Source organism: Nonomuraea sp. NPDC004580, from assembly GCF_040609855.1.
GTDB classification, from domain to species: Bacteria; Actinomycetota; Actinomycetes; order Streptosporangiales; family Streptosporangiaceae; genus Nonomuraea; species Nonomuraea salmonea.
This window is the reverse complement of sequence record NZ_JBEXLH010000051.1, coordinates 35,841-51,923: the sequence shown is the minus strand read 5'-3', so window position 1 is coordinate 51,923 and position 16,083 is coordinate 35,841. Positions and strand designations below refer to the sequence as shown.

Genomic DNA, 16,083 nt, shown 5'->3' with positions numbered 1-16,083 from the left:
GGAAGCATGCGCGTATGGGCCTTGCCGCTGGCCCTGCTCGCGCTGGCCGTCTGCGTCACCCACGCGGTGCCGCGGCGTCAGCACCAGCACATGAAGGTCACACCCATCAAGCCCGCCACCATCGATCCCGTGACGCTCGCCAAACGGCTGGTGTCGATGCAGGCGGGCTGGCCGCGCAGCCGGAACTTCGACTGCTCCAAGATCAAGTGCGTGGCACTCACCTTCGACGACGGGCCGGGCGAGCACACCTGGCGGCTGCTCGACCTGCTGCGCAGCCGTGACGTCAGAGCCACCTTCTTCGTCATCGGCCAGATGGTGGCGGCCGACAAGGGCGGCCACACCGTACGCCGCATCGTGGACGACGGTCACGAGATCGGCAACCACTCCTGGAGCCATCCGCCGCTCGCCGAGCTGCCGCCGCACCGGGTCAAGCAGGAGCTGCGGCACACCGAGCACATCGTGCGGCAGCTCACCGGGGTGCGGATGCGGGTGATGCGGCCGCCGTACGGGTCGACCGACGAGCAGGTCGCGGCCGTGACCAGACGCGAGGGCCTGGCCCAGATCCTGTGGAACCTCGACACCCTCGACTGGCGTGACCGTGTCACCGAGACCGTCGCCAGACGGGCGTCGCACGCCGAGCCCGGTTCGATCGTGCTGCTGCACGACATCCACCGCACCACGGTGGACGCCATGCCGAAGGTGCTCGACGTCCTCGCGAGGAGGGGCTTCACCTTCGTCACCGTCTCGGAGCTGTACGGCAGGACACCGTCACCGGGGAAGATGTACACCGAACGCTGAGTTGTCGGTGGCTCGTGGCACCCTTGCCTCATGGGATTCACCGGCTTTCCCGACGAGGCGTTCCTGTTCTACGAGGGGCTCGAGGCTGACAACTCCAAGACCTACTTCGCCCAGCACAAGCAGCTCTACGAGGAGGCCGTGCGGGCGCCCATGCTGGCGCTGGCCGACGAGCTGGGCCCGGAGTTCGGTGAGGTCCACCTGTTCCGGCCCTACCGCGACGTGCGCTTCGCCAAGGACAAGTCGCCCTACAAGACCCACCAGGGGGCCTTCGTCGGCCTGATGCCCGGCATCGGCTACTACGTCGAGCTGAGCGCGGCCGGCGTCTTCGCCGCGGGCGGCGTCTACACCGGCGCGTCCGACCAGGTGGCCCGCTATCGCGCCGCGGTCGACGAAGACGTCTCGGGCAAGCCGCTGGCGGCGCTCACCGAGCGGCTGGTGACCGCGGGCTACGAGCTGATGGGCGACCGCCTCAAGACCAGGCCCAGGGGCTTCGACGACGATCATCCGCGCATCGGCCTGCTGCGCCACCGCTCGATCTACGCCGGGGTGCGGTGGGAGCCCGAGCCGTGGGTGCACACGCCCGAGGTGCGCGCGCGGGTCGAGCGCTCGTGGCGGGCCTTCGGGCCGCTGGTCGAGTGGCTGTGCACGCACGTACGCGGGAGCGAGCTGCCCCGCCGCTGAAGGGCAGCGGGGAGCAGTTGTGCACGCTCGTGTGCGGGAGTGAGCTGCCTCGCCGCTGAGGGGCGGCGGGGAGCAGTTTGTGCGCGGGAGTGAGCTGCCCGAACCCGCGCTTCGTCGGCAAAAGGCAAACGAAACGCGGCTCTCGGCGGAACGTGCGTCAGGCGCGCTTGGCGCGGGCCGCTGCCCGGCCGCGCGTGGCGGCGTCGAGCACGACCTTGCGGATGCGTACGTGGTCGGGCGTGATCTCCACGCACTCGTCCTCGCGGATGAACTCCAGCGCCTGCTCCAGCGACATCACCCGCGGCGGGATCACCTTCTCCGTCTCCTCGCTCGTGGAGGAGCGCATGTTGGTGAGCTTCTTCTCCTTGGTGATGTTGACGTCCATGTCGTCGGAGCGGGAGTTCTCGCCGATGATCATGCCCTCGTAGACCTCGGTGCCGGGCGAGACGAACAGCGTGCCGCGCTCCTGGAGGTTGAGCATCGCGAACGCGGTGACCGGGCCCGACCTGTCGGCGACCAGCGAGCCGTTGTTGCGGGTGCGCAGCTCGCCGAACCACGGCTCGTAGGAGTCGAACACGTGGTGCACCAGGCCCGTGCCGCGGGTCTCGGTGAGGAACTCGGTGCGGAAGCCGATCAGCCCGCGCGCCGGCACCACGAACTCCATGCGGATCCAGCCGGTGCCGTGGTTGGTCATGTGCTCCATGCGGCCCTTGCGCACGGCCAGCAGCTGGGTGACCGCGCCCAGGTAGTCCTCGGGGCAGTCGACCGTCAGCCGCTCGACCGGCTCGTGCACCTTGCCGTCGATGACCTTGGTGACCACCTGCGGCTTGCCGACCGTCAGCTCGTAGCCCTCGCGGCGCATCTGCTCGACCAGGATGGCCAGCGCCAGCTCGCCGCGGCCCTGCACCTCCCAGGCGTCGGGGCGGTCGGTGGGCAGCACGCGCAGCGAGACGTTGCCGACCAGCTCCTTCTCCAGCCGGTCCTTCACCATGCGGGCGGTCACCTTCGAGCCCTTGACCTTGCCGACCAGCGGCGAGGTGTTGGTGCCGATGGTCATCGAGATGGCCGGCTCGTCGACGGTGATCAGCGGCAGCGGGCGCGGGTCGTCGGGGTCGGCCAGCGTCTCACCGATCATGATCTCGGGGATGCCGGCGATCGCGATGATGTCGCCGGGGCCCGCCTCCTCGGCCGGCTTGCGCTCAAGCGCCTGCGTCATCAGCAGCTCGGTGATCTTCACCCGCTGGATCGACCCGTCAGTACGGCACCACGCCACCTGCTGGCCCTTGCGCATGACCCCCTGGTGGATGCGGCACAGCGCGATGCGGCCGAGATAGGAGGAGGCGTCGAGGTTGGTGACGTGGGCCTGAAGCGGCGCGCTCGGGTCGTAGGTGGGCGCCGGGATCGTCGACTTGATGATGTCGAACAGCGGCTCGAGGTCCTCGGAGTCGGGCATGCCGCCGTCGTCGGGACGCTCCAGCGAGGCCCGGCCCGCCTTGGCCGAGGCGTAGACGATCGGGAAGTCGATCTGCTCCTCGGTGGCGTCGAGGTCCATGAACAGCTCGTAGACCTCGTCGACGACCTCTTTGATGCGGGCGTCCGGCCGGTCGACCTTGTTGATGCACAGGATGACCGGCATCTTCGCGGCCAGCGCCTTACGCAGCACGAACCGCGTCTGCGGCAGCGGCCCCTCGGACGCGTCGACCAGCAGCACCACCCCGTCGACCATCGACAGCCCGCGCTCGACCTCGCCGCCGAAGTCGGCGTGGCCCGGCGTGTCGATGATGTTGATGGTCATGCCGCCGTGCTGGACGGCGGTGTTCTTCGCGAGAATGGTGATGCCCTTCTCGCGCTCGAGGTCGTTGGAGTCCATGACGCGGTCGTCGACGTCCTGGTTGGCGCGGAAGGCCCCGGACTGCCAGAGCATGGCGTCGACCAGTGTGGTCTTGCCATGGTCGACGTGCGCGATGATCGCGATGTTCCGCAGGTCGTCGCGGCTGTTCAAAGGCATGATGACGTCTCGCTCTGTGTCGTGGGGGCGGCCGCGCGAAGTCGCGACCTCATAAGTCTAGTTGATCCCCTCGGCTGGCAGGCGCGAGCCGGGAACCTCAGCGACGGCCCCCGCGATGGTCCGCGACGGTCCGCGACTACATAGCGGCCTGCACAATCCTGCGCATGGCAAGTGCGGCCCGGATCCCTAGATTGGCGGCATGACCTGGACAGAGCTCGTGATGGCGGCGGCACCGATGCAGGGCGATCAGCCGGCGGTGAGCGACGTCAGGACCGGCGAGGTGCTGTCCTACGCGGCCTTCGCCAGACGGGTGACCAGAGCGGCGGCCGGGCTGCAGGCGCAGGGGCTGCGTTACGGCGAGCGGGTGCTCGTCGACGTCCCGCTGGGCGCGGCCCTGCCGGTGGCGGTGCACGCGGTGGCCTGGGCAGGGGGCATCGCCGTGCTCGGCAGCCATGGCGAGTCGCGCATCTCGATCACCTACGACCGCTACGACCCGGCCGCGGTCAAGGCCGACCTCGTCTTCTCCTTCCGTCCCGTCGCGGGGGCGAGGCCGTTCAACGAGCTGGTGGGGCCGGCGGCGGTCGAGTTCGGCCCGCTGGCCGGGCCCGCGCTCACGCTCGACGGCACCCGGCTGCTCGACAACGCCGAGCTGGCGACCGACCTGCGCAGGCTCGCCACCCGCCTGGTCGTCGGCAAGGACGACGTGCTGATCAGCGCGGTCAGCGAGCCGTTCCGCGGCCTGCGCACGATCGATTTAGCGATGACGGCGGGCGCCCACGTCGTGGTCGCCCACGAGCCGAGCCTGGTGGGCTGCCGGGTGCTGGCGCAGGAGCGGCGGGCCACGGTGGTCGTCGCCCCCTACGACCTGGCCAGGAGGCTGCTGGGCGACCCCACCCTGCGGGTCGTCGACGAAAGGGCGGTCGTCAGCTCGCTTGGCCTGTGAGAAGTGCGACACTGTGGGAGAGTGTGATCCTTCCGCGACGCAGGGTGAGCACATGCCAGATTCCCCCCGGCACAACCTGCCGGTCGAGCCCAACCGGTTCGTCGGGCGCGAGCGTGACGTCGACGACCTGCGCGAGCTGATCGGCGAGACGCGCGTGGTGACGCTGTGCGGGGTGGGCGGCATCGGCAAGACCCGGCTGGCCCTGCGGGTCGCCGCCGGGCTCGTGCCGTCCTTCCCCGGTGGCGTCTGGCTGGTCGAGCTGGCCAGGATCGCCAGGCCCGAGCTGGTCGAGCGGGAGGTCGCCCAGGTGCTCGGCGTGGCGGAGGAGCAGGGCGCCCCGCTGCTCGACACCGTCACGGCCCGGCTGCGCGACCAGCGCTGCCTGCTGCTGCTCGACAACTGCGAGCACCTCGTCGACAGGTCGGCACAGGTGGCGGCGGCGCTGGTGTCGGCCTGCCCGTCGCTGCGCGTGCTGGCCACCAGCAGAGAGCCGCTGCGCATCGCCAGCGAGCTGATCTGGCGGGTGCCGCCGCTCGACGTGCCGGAGGAGGCCACGGCCGACGCCGAGTCGGTGCGGCTGTTCCTCGACCGGGCGGCGGCGGCCGGCACCCGGCTGGGGCCGGAGAGCCTGCCCGACGTGGTGCGCCTGTGCCGGGCGCTCGACGGGCTGCCGCTGGCGATCGAGCTGGCCGCGGCCCGTACGACCGTGCTGAGCCCCGCCCGCATCGCGGGCCGGCTCGACGACCGCTTCTCGCTGCTGACCACCGGCGGGCGCACGGCCCCCGCCCGGCAGCGCACGCTGCTCGCGACCGTCGAGTGGAGCTACGACCTGCTCTCGCCCCGGGAGCAGGTGCTGCTGCGGCGGCTGTCGGTGTTCGCCGGCGACTTCGACCTGGAGCTGGCCGAGCGGGTGTGCGCGGCGCCGCCCGTCGCGGCCGACGAGATCCTCGACCTGCTCGGCGGCCTGGTGGACAAGTCGCTGGTGCTCTGCGACGGCGCCCGCGGCCGCTACTGGATGCTGGAGACCATCAAGCGGTACGCGCTCGAGCGCCTCGACCGGGCGGGCGAGCGCGGCGCGCTGCGCGAGCGGCACCTGCACGTGCTCTGCGACCTGATGGAGCGCCACTTCGCCGTCGAGATGGTGGAGCCCAGGCAGCCGTGGTCGCGCCGGCTGGCGGCGGCCAGGGCGAGCCGCGGCCTGCTGGACGACCAGCGGCTGGCGCTCGACTGGGCCGCCGAGTCCGGCAACGTGGTCATGGGGCTGCGGCTGTGCCGGACGAGCACGGGCCTGCTGCCGCTGGGCGGCAACGTGACGGAGATCGTCGGCTGGGTCGAGCGGCTGCTCTCGCTCGACACCGGTGACGTGCCGGCCGAGGAGGTCGCCCACTCACAGGCGTACCTCGCCTATGGGCTCGAAGCGCGCGACGAGCTGAGCAGGTCGCTGGAGATGGCCGGGCGCAGCCTGGCCGGGCTGCCTCCCGGCCAGGTGTTCCCGCGCTGCGTCATGCACAGCCTCATGGTCGTGGTGCTGCTGCGCATGGGCCGCGCAGAGGAGGCGCTGCACCACGCCGAGGAGGGCCTGGCGCTGGCCATCGGCTCGGGCGACACCTGGAACCAGGCGGCGGGCCTCGCGGGGCTGTCGGCGGTGGCGCTGGTGCGCGGCCGGCTGCGCGAGGCGCAGCGGCTCGGCGAGGACGCGCTGGCGCGGGCGCGCGAGCACGGCCACCGCTGGATCATGGCCAGGACGGCCGCCCAGCTCGGCTCCGTGGCCGAGGCCAGGGGTGACCAGGTGACCGCCAAGAAGCAGTACGAGCGGGCCGTGCCGTGGCTGCGCGAGCTGGGCGGCGACCTTGAGCTGGCGCGCTGCCTGGCCAGGATCGGCCGGGTGGCGGCGCTGCTGCACGAGTTCGGCGTGGCCCGCGAGCGGCTGGCCGCCGGCCTCGCGCTGGACCTGGCGACCGGGCAGCGCCAGGGGGTGGCGCGCTGCCTGGTGGGCCTGTCGGTGCTGGCCGAGTGCGAGGGCGACCTCGAGGGCGCGGTGCCGGCGGCAGCGGCGGCGGCAGTCCTGCGCGAGTCGATCGGCCAGCACGCGGCCACCAGGAGGATCGAAGAGCTGCTCGGCCGGGCCAGGACGAAGCTGGGCGAGGGCCGCACCACCGCGTTGTGGTCGCGGGGGAGGGCGATACGCCCGTACGACGCGGCCCGCCACGTGCTGGAGGGCGCGCGGCCGCCGGCGGCGGCGCCCGCGCCGGCCGAGCCGGTCAGGCGCTCGCTGCTGACCGCCCGCGAACTGGAGATCGCCGGCCTGCTCACCCGTGGCCTGTCCAACCGGGCGATCGCCGAGGAGCTGGTGATCAGCCCGGCCACGGTGGCCCGCCACATCGCCAACATCATGGAGAAACTGGGCTACACCTCGCGGGCGCAGATCGCGGTGTGGGCGGCGGAACAGCCCAGGTCCGCCCCGTAGGGGGCGGCCGCTTCTGCATACGGATCTGCATATTCCGCCCCATGTGTGCACAGGTCACCCTCCTTACGGTGTTCCCCATGGATGAGCGCATCGTGATGGTGGATTCCGGCACCGGCCTGAAGCTCACCGAGGAGCAGCTCGACGAGCGGTCCGCGGTCGCGGCCGTCCAGCTGCGGCGCAGCGGGGTGCGCGCGGGTGACACCGTGCTCATCTGCCTGCCGGTCGGGCCCGACCTGCTGGTGGCGACCGATGCGGTGATCGCCGCGGGCGGCGTGGTGTGGCCGCTGCCCGCCCATCTCGACGCGGCCGAGCTGCGCCGGCGCATCCTGGACAGCGGCGCACGGGTGATGATCTCCAACGTCCGCGAGGCGCTCGACGCGGCCGAGGAGTCGCGGGTGCGGATCGTGGTGAGCATGGCCGATCTGGTGCCGCGGCACCCCTGAGCTGGAGGGTCGCGCGAGGACCGGGCGACGGCGAATCTAAGCTCATGTCATGCCGTTCGCGCCCAGCTTCCCCGTCATGCTCAGAACCGAGGACGGCGTCCGCATCGACGCCGCGCACACCCCTTCTACCAGCACCGATCTCGGCATCGTCGTGGCGCACGGCTTCACCGGCTCGTGGCGCGAGCGCAGCGCCCGCCGCATCGTCCACGTGCTGAGCCGCTACGGCGGCGTGGTGGCCTTCGACTTCAGGGGCCACGGCCGCTCGGGCGGCGAGACCACGGTCGGCGACCTGGAGATCCTCGACGTGGAGGCGGCGGTCAGGCACGCCAGGGTGATCGGCTACCGGCGGGTCGCGGTGGTGGGCTTCTCCATGGGCGCGGCGGTGGCCGTGCGGCACGCGGGGCTGCGCGGCGGCGTGGACGCGGTGGTCGCGGTGAGCGGCCCGGCCCGCTGGTACTACCGGGGCACCCGGCCGATGCGGCAGGTGCACTGGGCGATCGAGCAGCCGGTCGGCCGGTGGGCGGCCAGGGTGGCCAAGCGCACCCGCATCGCGCGCGGGCAGTGGGACCCGATCCCGATGCCGCCGCACGAGGCGGCCGGGCTCATCTCGCCGGTGCCGCTGCTGATCGTGCACGGCGACGCCGACCACTTCTTCCCGCTGGATCACGCCCAGCAGCTGTACGCGGGCGCCAAGGAGCCGAAGGAGCTGTGGGTGGAGCCCGGCTTCGGGCACGCGGAGTCGGCGGCGACCCCCGATCTCGTCCGCCGGATCGGCAAGTGGCTGACAACTCACCCTTCCTGAGTAATACCCGTCATCCTGCGGCGTACGGATGGAAACCGCCGGGAGAAAGTCTCCGGGGGAGCAAAGTGTCGTTGTGCTTGCCGTGGGACATACTGCTGTGGTCGGTCTGTAGCGGTCGCGTCACGCATGGTGCTCCGCCGCCGGCGGGACCTAGCGTCGCGGGGGCGCGCTAGGTCCGCCCGAGAGGGGCCTCCGGGGGGGAGGCCCCTCTCACGCACGGCTCAGCCCAGGCGGGCGATCGTCTTGTACTCCAGGTAGCCGTTGAGCCCCTCGGGGCCCAGCTCGCGGCCGATGCCGCTGGCCTTGTAGCCGCCGAAGGGGGCGTTGGTCTCCAGCATGAAGCAGTTCACCCCGTACGTCCCCGTACGCACCTGGCGGGCCACCTCCATGCCGTGCTCGGAGTCGGCCGTCCACACCGTGCCGGCCAGGCCGTAGTCGCTGTCGTTGGCGATGCGTACGGCGTCGGCCTCGTCCTCGTACGGGATGACCGCGAGCACCGGCCCGAAGATCTCCTCCCTGGCGATGCGCATGTCGTTGGAGACGCCCGCGAAGACGGTGGGGGAGACGTACCAGCCCTTGTCACGCGGCCGGTCGAGCCCGCCGACGACGACCTTGGCGCCCTCCTCCATGCCGATCCTGATGTAGCCCTCGACGCGGTCCTGCTGCCGCTTGGCGACGAGCGGGCCGATGCCGGTGGCGGGGTCGGCCGGGTCGCCGACGGGCTGCGAGGTGACCATGCCGGCGATGGCGTCCACGACCTCGTCGTAGCGCTGCCGGGAGGCGAGGATGCGGGTCTGGGCCACGCACGCCTGCCCGTTGTTCATCAGCGAGGCCATCGACAGGAAGCCCATGCTGGCGTTCAGGTCGGCGTCGTCGAGGATGATCGCGGCGGACTTGCCGCCCAGCTCCAGGCTGACCCGCTTGAGCTGCTCGCCGCAGATGGCGGCGATGCGCCGGCCGGCGGCGGTGGAGCCGGTGAAGGCGACCTTGTCCACGCCGGGGTGCGAGACGAGGTGCTCGCCGGCCTCGCGGCCGGCCGCCACGATGTTGAGCACGCCGGCCGGCACTCCGGCCTCGGCCGCCCACTCGGCCAGCAGGTACGCGTCGAGCGGCGTCTCAGGCGCGGGCTTGAGCACGATCGTGCACCCGGCGAGCAGCGCGGGCGCGACCTTGGTCATGGTGACGAACTGGGGCACGTTCCACGGCACCACGGCCGCCACGACGCCGACGGGCTCCCTGCGCACGGTGATCGGCCCGAAGATGCCGGGCCGCTGCTCCTCCTGCTCGAACGTCTTGCCCAGCTCGGCGTAGAACTGCAGCATGCCGAGCGGCTGCGGCGCCTGGGCGAGGTTGGAGAAGGTGATCGGCGAGCCCATCTCCTCGGTGATGAGCTGGGCCATCTCGCCCTGCCGCTCGTTGTAGATCGCGGCCAGCCGGCCGATCACCTCGGCCCGCTCGGCGAACGTCATGCGCGGCCACGGCCCGTGGTCGAACGCCTCGCGGGCGGCGGCGACGGCGCGGTCCATGTCCTGGGCGGTGCCGTCGGGCACCCGGCCGACGACCTCCTCGGTGTGGGGGGAGATGACGTCGATCGTCCCGGTGCCCGCTGGGGCCACCCATTCGCCCCCGATGAACAGCGTGTCGTGCTGGCGCATGACGTGGACCTCCTGCTTGACCGAATGCTTGCTTGCTACGGGTGTGCCTCAAGGTGACCGAACCATGTTCTGTCCGTGCATGCAAGAGGGGTGCGGCGCGGGGCCGCACCCCTCGGAGGGGCTCTAGCGCGAGGGTCCGAGCAGGTGCCGCATGGACCTCTTGAGCAGGTCCGCACGCGCCGCCTGATCGGTCACGCTCTCCACGCCGAAGCCGAGGTAGACGGTGTCCTCGGTGGTGATGCCGCCGCCCTCCTCGAAGACCTGGTCCGTACGGAACCAGTTGTTGATCGACGGCGAGGTGCCCTCGGGCGGCGCGCCCACCGCCCAGCCGCCGAGGTCGCTCTCGAACGAGGTCGTCCCGGCCGCCGCGCCGTCCAGGGAGACCGTGACGTCGTCGAGGAAGACGCCCGCGCCCTGGGTGCCCCAGTCGCTGATGTACGAGATCGACACCTCGACCTGCCTGCCCGCGTACGGGGTGAGGTCGACGCGCCACTGCTGCCAGCCCGCCGAGTTGCCCGACGCCGCGTGCCAGGCGCCGGAGCTGCCGGCCGGCTCGCAGTCCACGCCCTGGTAGCGCTGCGTGAACGGGTGGATCGTGCGCCAGCCGCCGCTGTTCTCGACCAGGCAGCTGTCACCGACCTCCTGGGTGGTGTGGCCGTTGGCGTCCGGCAGCGTGGTCCAGTCGTCGCCGCCCGCCGTCCTCGCCTCGACGGTCAGGAAGTCCCAGTGGAACTCGGTGTCGTACGAGGTCCAGAACGACAGCTCACCACTGGTCCTGCCGGTGAGGTCGATCGTCGTGGTCAGCCGCTTCCAGGAGACGTCCGCGATGCCGCTGTAGACGTCCCAGGAGCCGGTGTGCGGGTCGAACGGACCACCTGGCCTGCCCCACTTCACCGGGGCCGAACTGGCGAACCTGGGGAACCGCGCGGCGGGCAGCACCGCAGAGGTGGCCACGAACGAGTTGGTGTGAGTCTGCTCCAGCGTGGCGTTATAGCCGTCGAACGCGCCGCCCACCCCGCTCAGCGGGTACGGCTGCCCTGTCGCCTGGTCGGTGCCGGCGTCGTCGAAGAACACGTACGCGCCCAGCCAGTACTGCTGGAAGTCGTTGAACACCGGGATGCAGGGCGGGTCGTCCGGCACCGTGCACTCCGGGTTGCCCGGCTGGTCCGGCTCGTAGTAGTAGGAGCCGTTGAAGTTGGCCGCGTACGACGGGTACTTCCCGGCGTGCAGCAGCTTGCCGCCCTCGTTGAGGTAGTCGCGCACGGCCAGCTCGGTGTCCACGCCGGCCTTCGACGTGGTGCCCGGCGCCTGGCCCTGCGACCTCGGGATGATGTCGTCGCCGGTCTCCCAGACCACCGCCTTGTAGTGGCTGAGCACGCCGAGCGGGTGCGGGGCCTTGCGGCCCGTCTTGTCCATGTCGTACACGTCGGTGCTGTAGCCGGCGGCCTGGAGCGCGGCGGTGTAGACGCCGGCGTACTTGGCCTCGGTGCCCTCCTGCGCGGGGCTGGGGCCGGTGACGTCCTCGGCGGCGAGCACCAGCACCTTGCCGCCGATGTCGGAGGCGACCGTGTAGGTGAAGCCGCCGCTCTTCCTGCCGATCGAGGTGAACCAGACCTTCACCTCGTCGCCCGGTCTGGTGCCGGTGATCGTGCCGCGCAGGCGGTGGTAGTAGCGGTCGTAGCCCTTGCCGTACCGCTCGCCGCCCTTCCACTCCTTGGTCAGGGCGGTCTTCGTCCTGCCGCCTTTGACCTGGTAGTTGAGGAAGACGGGGCCGAGCTTGCGCTTGGCGTTGACCTGGACGACCTGGTTCCTGCCGTGGCTGACCTCGAACGGGTCGAGCACGAAGTCGGGCGTCCTGTTGCCCAGGTGGCTGACCGGCTCGACCGGGTCGACCGCCGACTTCGCCACGTCGAGCGCGAACGGCAGGTTCTTCTCGAACTCGGCCTGCACCAGCGCCTCGTCGTCGGGGAAGACGAAGCCGCAGCCGTCGCAGCCCTCGTTCAGCTCGGGCGTCCACGACAGCGTCCCGTACGTGGAGTGGGCGTGGTCGTTGGTGTCGCCGTTGGTGGTGTAGAGCTCGGCGCCCAGGTCGGGGTCGAAGCCGGGGACGGCGGGCCGGGTGTCGTCGCCGGTCAGCGCCTCGTAGATGGGGTTGTCCGCGGTCTCCGTGGCGATCTGGAAGCCGCTCGGGTAGAGCAGCAGCGGCCCGTAGGAGTGGTAGTTGAGCTGCGTCTCGAACCCGACCCGGCGCAGCAGGCCGTCCATGGCCCTGGTCTCGGGCTCGCTGGCCGGCCCGGTGCCGCGGTAGGTCTCGCTGCTCGGGATGCTCGACGAGCCCTCCTCGTCGTAGTGGAAGTTCGTCGGGAAGTTGCGGTTGGGGTCGACGCCGTCGCCCGTCGTGATCTGGCCGTCGCCGTTCACGTCGCGCAGGTTCTTGCGCCACAGGCGGTTGCCCTCGGTGAAGGTGAAGTCGTAGCCGTCGGGGTTGGCGACGGGGACGAACCACAGCTCGACCTTGTTGAGCAGGTCGCGCAGCTTCGACTTGTTCGCGACCACGTACTTGAGCAGCCGCATGTCGACCTCGGTCGCGATCCACTCGCGGGCGTGCTGGGTGGCCGAGTAGAGCGCCGAGGGCTTGAGGCCGTCGGGCAGCGATCGGGCTCCCGTGGTGACCTTGGCGGCGAGGATGTCCTGGCCGCGCAGGGTCTTCCCGATCGACTGGACCTTGACGACGTCCTTGTGGGCATGGGCGATGGCCCTGAGCTGGTCGGCGATGCCGCCGCGCTCGGAGTAGGAACGGAAGACGGCGTAGCCGCCGGCGGCCTGCGCCCGCGCGGCCTCCAGCTGGGTCTGGCCCTGAGCGTTGCGCACCGGCGCCGGGCGGTGGCCGAGCTTGGCCAGGGCGTCCAGGTCCGTACGGTCGGCGGTCAGCTCGATGTGCTCCTTGCCGTCCGCGTGCTCCTGCTGGACGACGTCGAAGCCCTTCTCCCTGAGCAGTTGGGCGGTGCCCGGCGGGCTGTCGAGCTCGTACAGCTCGATGCGGTCGCGGGGCGGCAGGGGGGCCACGGCCGCGTGCGCGGGCGGCGTGACCACCACGACGGACGTGCCCAGGCCGAGGGTGACGGCCGCGGTGAGCTTCAGTAATCGAGACACGGTCTGCCCCTTCGCAGAGACGGGAATCGATCGCCATCTCAGACCTTTGGAGCGCTCCCGGGAAGGCCCAACTTTTAGGTCGGGCTTAAGTCGGACAAAAGCCAGAAAAACCCATCAAAGGTGCAGCAGTTCGGTCGTTCGGATGACAGGAATCAAGATCATCTTCTATAGTTTCGGTCCGTCTATGAGGGGAGGGGACGGGTGTGAGGATCTGGCGGCTCGCCGTTCTCGTCGCCGTGCTCGCCGGGCTGCTCGGACTCCCCACCCCGCCTTCCGCCGCAGCCGATCCCTCGCCCGCTGAGCTGCGCAGGCTCACCAAGCAGGCGGCCCAGCTCGAAAAGCTCTACCGCGGCCAGCTCCAGAGCCTGGAGGACATCAAGCTCCAGGTGAGGCGCGCCAGCGCCACGTCCGGCACCCTGCAGGCCCAGCTCAAGGCCGCCCAGGAGGAGGTCAGCCGGATCGCCCAGACCTCCTACATGGTCGGGCCCATCGACGGCATCCAGCTCCTCACGCCGTCCGGCGACCCGTACAAGGTGCTCGGGCAGGCGGCGAACATGGCGTACATGGCCAACGAGCGCGCCAGGCGCGTCGAGAGCATCAAGAAGCTCATCGAGAAGTCCAAGCAGGCCAAGCTCAACGCCAACAAGAAGGTCGAGAAGCTGGCCAAGGAGATCAAGCGGCTCCAGGCCAAGCGCACCGACATCGAGAAACTGCTCGCCAAGTACGGCTTCCAGCAGCCCGGCGGCGCCGAGGGCCTGACCCAGCGCATGATCCAGGTACGCGCGGAGATCATGGCCAACTTCCCCATGAAGTACGGCGTCGGCTGCCTGCGCCCCGGCGACCCCGGCGAACACGGCAAGGGCCGGGCCTGCGACTTCATGATGTCCAGAGGCGGCACCATGGCCGCCGGCTCCGACGCGGCCAACGGCGACGCGCTGGCCGCCTGGCTGATCAGGAACGGCGCCCGCATCGGCGTCATGTACATCATCTGGAAGCAGCGCTACTACGACATCCGCTCAGGCGGCGGCTGGGACCCGATGTCCGACCGTGGCGGCGTGACGGCCAACCACTACGACCACGTTCACGTGTCGGTGTTCTGAGCCTTCAGGAAATCCCGGTACCAGTGGTACGAGCGCTTCGGCGTGCGCCGCTGCGTCGCGTAGTCCACGTGCACGAGGCCGAAGCGCTGGTGGTAGCCCTCGGCCCACTCGAAGTTGTCGAGCAGCGACCAGACGAAGTAGCCGCGCACGTCCACGCCCTCGTCCATGGCCCGGCGCAGCGCGGCGATGTGACCGTCGAGGAAGGCGATCCGGCCGGCGTCGTCGATCGTGCCGTCCGCGCCGGGGACGTCGGGCTGCGAGCAGCCGTTCTCGGTGACGAGGATCGGCGGGAGCGCGGCGCCGTAGCGTGACTTCAGGCCGGTGAGCAGCTCCCGCAGGCCGTCGGGGACGACCGGCCAGCCGAAGGCGGTCGTGGGGTGGCCGGTGATGCCGGCGTCGGTGAACGGCAGGCCCGCGTCCGTGGGGGCGGCGATGCGGGTGGGGTTGTAGTAGTTGATGCCCAGCGCGTCGATGGGGGGCCGAGACGGCCTCCAGGTCGCCGTCCCTGACGAAGCCGAGGTCGCCTGTGTAGGCCGACAGGTCGGGGTAGGCGCCGGTCAGCACCGGGTCGGTGAACAGGCGGTTGTGCAGGATGTCGTACGCCTCGGCGGCCCGTACGTCCTGCTCCCGCGACGAGGCGGGCCAGACCGGGGTGCAGTTGTTGGTCAGCGCCACCTGGCACGCGCCGGCCGCCCTGAGCGCCGCCACCGCGCGGCCGTGGGCCAGCAACTGGTGGTGTGCGGCGGGCAGGGCGCCGGTCATCAGGGCGTGGCCGGGGGCGTGCAGGCCCATGGCGTACCCGAAGGCCATGTGCACGAACGGCTCGTTGAGCGTGATCCACAGCGGCACCCGGTCGGCGAGGCGGGCGGCGGCGACGCCGGCGTAGTCGGCGAACAGCTCCGCGACGTCGCGGTTCAGCCAGCCGCCCCGGTCCTCAAGTGCCTGCGGCAGGTCCCAGTGGAACAGCGTCGGCACCGGCTGCACGCCCGCCGCCAGCAGCGCGTCCACCAGGCGGTCGTAGAAGTCGAGGCCGCGCCCGTTGACCGCGCCCGCGCCGTCGGGCAGCACGCGCGGCCAGGCGATCGAGAAGCGGTAGGCGTTGACGCCGAGGTCCGCCATGAGCGCGACGTCCTCGCGCCAGCGGTGGTAGTGGTCGCAGGCCACGTCGCCGGTGTGCCCGTCGCGGGTGCGGCCCGGCTCGCGGGCGAAGGTGTCCCAGATGGAGGGGCCCCTGCCGTCCTCGCCGGTCGCGCCCTCGATCTGGTAGGCCGCCGTGGCCGTACCCCACAGAAACATCCTGGGCCTCCGCTGCTACCCGAGTGGGGCTCATGTTATCTGGGGCCGGAGACCCTGACTCGGCATCACCGAAATGCGTCAGGATGGAAACATGACCAGTACCTTGCGCCGCCGCCCCGCCCAGCGCCGGAGCGTCGAGCGCGTCGAACGCATGCTCGACGAGTGCGCGCTGCTGCTCGACGAGGTCGGCTACGACGCGCTGACCACCAAGGAGGTCGCCCGCCGCGCCGAGGTGCCGATCGGCACCTTCTACCAGTTCTTCCGCGACAAGCAGGGCCTGGTGCGTGCGCTCGCGCGGCGCAACCTGGAGGCGTTCCTCCAGCGCGTCGTCCAGCGCATCCAGGAGACCGGCCCAGGCCACTGGACCGACCTCGTCGACCTCGCCATCGACGTGTTCGTGGACATGAAGCGCACCACTCCCGGGTTCGGGGTCGTCGACTTCGGCGAGGTGCTGCTCACCCCGGGCGGGCCTGCCGTCGGGGGCAGCAAGCGGGCGCTCGACGAGACCCAGGAGAACGGCGTCGTGGTGGCCGAGCGCCTGCGCGACCTGATGCTCGGCCTCCTCCACGCCCCCGCGGGCCCGGGGCTCGACCGCGCCCTGCTCGTCGCCGTCGAGGCCACCGACGCGGTGCTCAAGCTGGCCTTCAGAGCCGACCCGGCCGGCGACCCCGGGCTGATCGCCGAGTGCAAGCAGCTCGTCCGCCGCTACCTCGCCGGCCACCTGCCCTCATGAGCCG

General features: G+C 71.1%; 11 protein-coding genes and 1 pseudogene. 8 read left to right on the top strand and 4 right to left on the bottom strand.

The features are described 5' to 3' along the window. Positions 1–6 precede the first annotated feature (6 nt). Positions 7–798, top strand: coding sequence for a polysaccharide deacetylase family protein (locus ABZW11_RS35325; protein ID WP_355426968.1), 792 nt, complete (start codon positions 7–9; stop codon positions 796–798). A 30-nt stretch (positions 799–828) separates the two neighbouring features. Then, complete coding sequence (locus ABZW11_RS35320) at positions 829–1,479, top strand: DUF2461 domain-containing protein (RefSeq protein ID WP_355426966.1); 651 nt, start codon at positions 829–831, stop codon at positions 1,477–1,479. A 157-nt stretch (positions 1,480–1,636) separates the two neighbouring features. Here ABZW11_RS35320 and typA read toward each other — a convergent pair whose 3' ends face one another. Continuing rightward, entirely contained in the window at positions 1,637–3,487 is a 1,851-nt protein-coding gene (typA, locus tag ABZW11_RS35315) for a translational GTPase TypA (protein WP_355426963.1), read from the bottom strand. A 199-nt stretch (positions 3,488–3,686) separates the two neighbouring features. Between typA and ABZW11_RS35310 the strand changes: the two genes are divergently transcribed. From ABZW11_RS35310 to ABZW11_RS35295, 4 genes are all read left to right on the top strand, one after another. Then, positions 3,687–4,430 carry an AMP-binding protein gene (locus ABZW11_RS35310; RefSeq protein WP_355426960.1) on the top strand — a complete coding sequence of 248 codons (744 nt, stop codon included), beginning with the start codon at positions 3,687–3,689 and terminating at the stop codon, positions 4,428–4,430. Positions 4,431–4,482: 52 nt separating this feature from the next. Then, positions 4,483–6,897 (top strand): LuxR C-terminal-related transcriptional regulator, encoded by a 2,415-nt coding sequence (locus ABZW11_RS35305; protein ID WP_355426957.1) that lies wholly within the window; start codon positions 4,483–4,485, stop codon positions 6,895–6,897. Positions 6,898–6,974: 77 nt separating this feature from the next. Beyond that, entirely contained in the window at positions 6,975–7,340 is a 366-nt protein-coding gene (locus tag ABZW11_RS35300) for an AMP-binding protein (RefSeq protein WP_345389116.1), read from the top strand. Between the two features lie 49 nt (positions 7,341–7,389). Continuing rightward, the gene (locus ABZW11_RS35295; RefSeq protein ID WP_355426954.1) at positions 7,390–8,142 is read left to right on the top strand and encodes an alpha/beta fold hydrolase; all 753 of its coding nucleotides are present in this window, start codon (positions 7,390–7,392) and stop codon (positions 8,140–8,142) included. Between the two features lie 221 nt (positions 8,143–8,363). Here ABZW11_RS35295 and ABZW11_RS35290 read toward each other — a convergent pair whose 3' ends face one another. Then, positions 8,364–9,797 carry an aldehyde dehydrogenase gene (locus ABZW11_RS35290; RefSeq protein WP_355426951.1) on the bottom strand — a complete coding sequence of 478 codons (1,434 nt, stop codon included), beginning with the start codon at positions 9,795–9,797 and terminating at the stop codon, positions 8,364–8,366. Positions 9,798–9,920: 123 nt separating this feature from the next. Then, entirely contained in the window at positions 9,921–12,950 is a 3,030-nt protein-coding gene (locus tag ABZW11_RS35285) for a M14 family zinc carboxypeptidase (RefSeq protein WP_355426949.1), read from the bottom strand. 203 nt (positions 12,951–13,153) lie between these two features. Between ABZW11_RS35285 and ABZW11_RS35280 the strand changes: the two genes are divergently transcribed. Further along, the gene (locus tag ABZW11_RS35280) at positions 13,154–14,050 is read left to right on the top strand and encodes a hypothetical protein (RefSeq protein WP_355426946.1); all 897 of its coding nucleotides are present in this window, start codon (positions 13,154–13,156) and stop codon (positions 14,048–14,050) included. On the opposite strand, the pseudogene ABZW11_RS35275 reads toward ABZW11_RS35280, so the two are convergent. After that, positions 14,032–15,346: pseudogene (locus ABZW11_RS35275) on the bottom strand (GH1 family beta-glucosidase). The gene ABZW11_RS35280 and the pseudogene ABZW11_RS35275 sit on opposite strands and share 19 nt — an antisense overlap. 91 nt (positions 15,347–15,437) lie before the next feature. Between ABZW11_RS35275 and ABZW11_RS35270 the strand changes: the two are divergent. Continuing rightward, on the top strand, positions 15,438–16,079 hold the full coding sequence (locus ABZW11_RS35270; protein ID WP_355426942.1) for a TetR/AcrR family transcriptional regulator: 642 nt from the start codon (positions 15,438–15,440) through the stop codon (positions 16,077–16,079). Positions 16,080–16,083 lie beyond the last annotated feature (4 nt).

What these genes read in the sequence shown, in the direction of transcription:
- ABZW11_RS35325 (WP_355426968.1), top strand. Translation starts at nt 7, where the DNA reads ATGCGCGTATGGGCCTTGCCGCTGGCCCTGCTCGCGCTGGCCGTCTGC.
- ABZW11_RS35320 (WP_355426966.1), top strand. Translation starts at nt 829, where the DNA reads ATGGGATTCACCGGCTTTCCCGACGAGGCGTTCCTGTTCTACGAGGGG.
- typA (WP_355426963.1), bottom strand. Translation starts at nt 3,487, where the DNA reads ATGCCTTTGAACAGCCGCGACGACCTGCGGAACATCGCGATCATCGCG.
- ABZW11_RS35310 (WP_355426960.1), top strand. Translation starts at nt 3,687, where the DNA reads ATGACCTGGACAGAGCTCGTGATGGCGGCGGCACCGATGCAGGGCGAT.
- ABZW11_RS35305 (WP_355426957.1), top strand. Translation starts at nt 4,483, where the DNA reads ATGCCAGATTCCCCCCGGCACAACCTGCCGGTCGAGCCCAACCGGTTC.
- ABZW11_RS35300 (WP_345389116.1), top strand. Translation starts at nt 6,975, where the DNA reads ATGGATGAGCGCATCGTGATGGTGGATTCCGGCACCGGCCTGAAGCTC.
- ABZW11_RS35295 (WP_355426954.1), top strand. Translation starts at nt 7,390, where the DNA reads ATGCCGTTCGCGCCCAGCTTCCCCGTCATGCTCAGAACCGAGGACGGC.
- ABZW11_RS35290 (WP_355426951.1), bottom strand. Translation starts at nt 9,797, where the DNA reads ATGCGCCAGCACGACACGCTGTTCATCGGGGGCGAATGGGTGGCCCCA.
- ABZW11_RS35270 (WP_355426942.1), top strand. Translation starts at nt 15,438, where the DNA reads ATGACCAGTACCTTGCGCCGCCGCCCCGCCCAGCGCCGGAGCGTCGAG.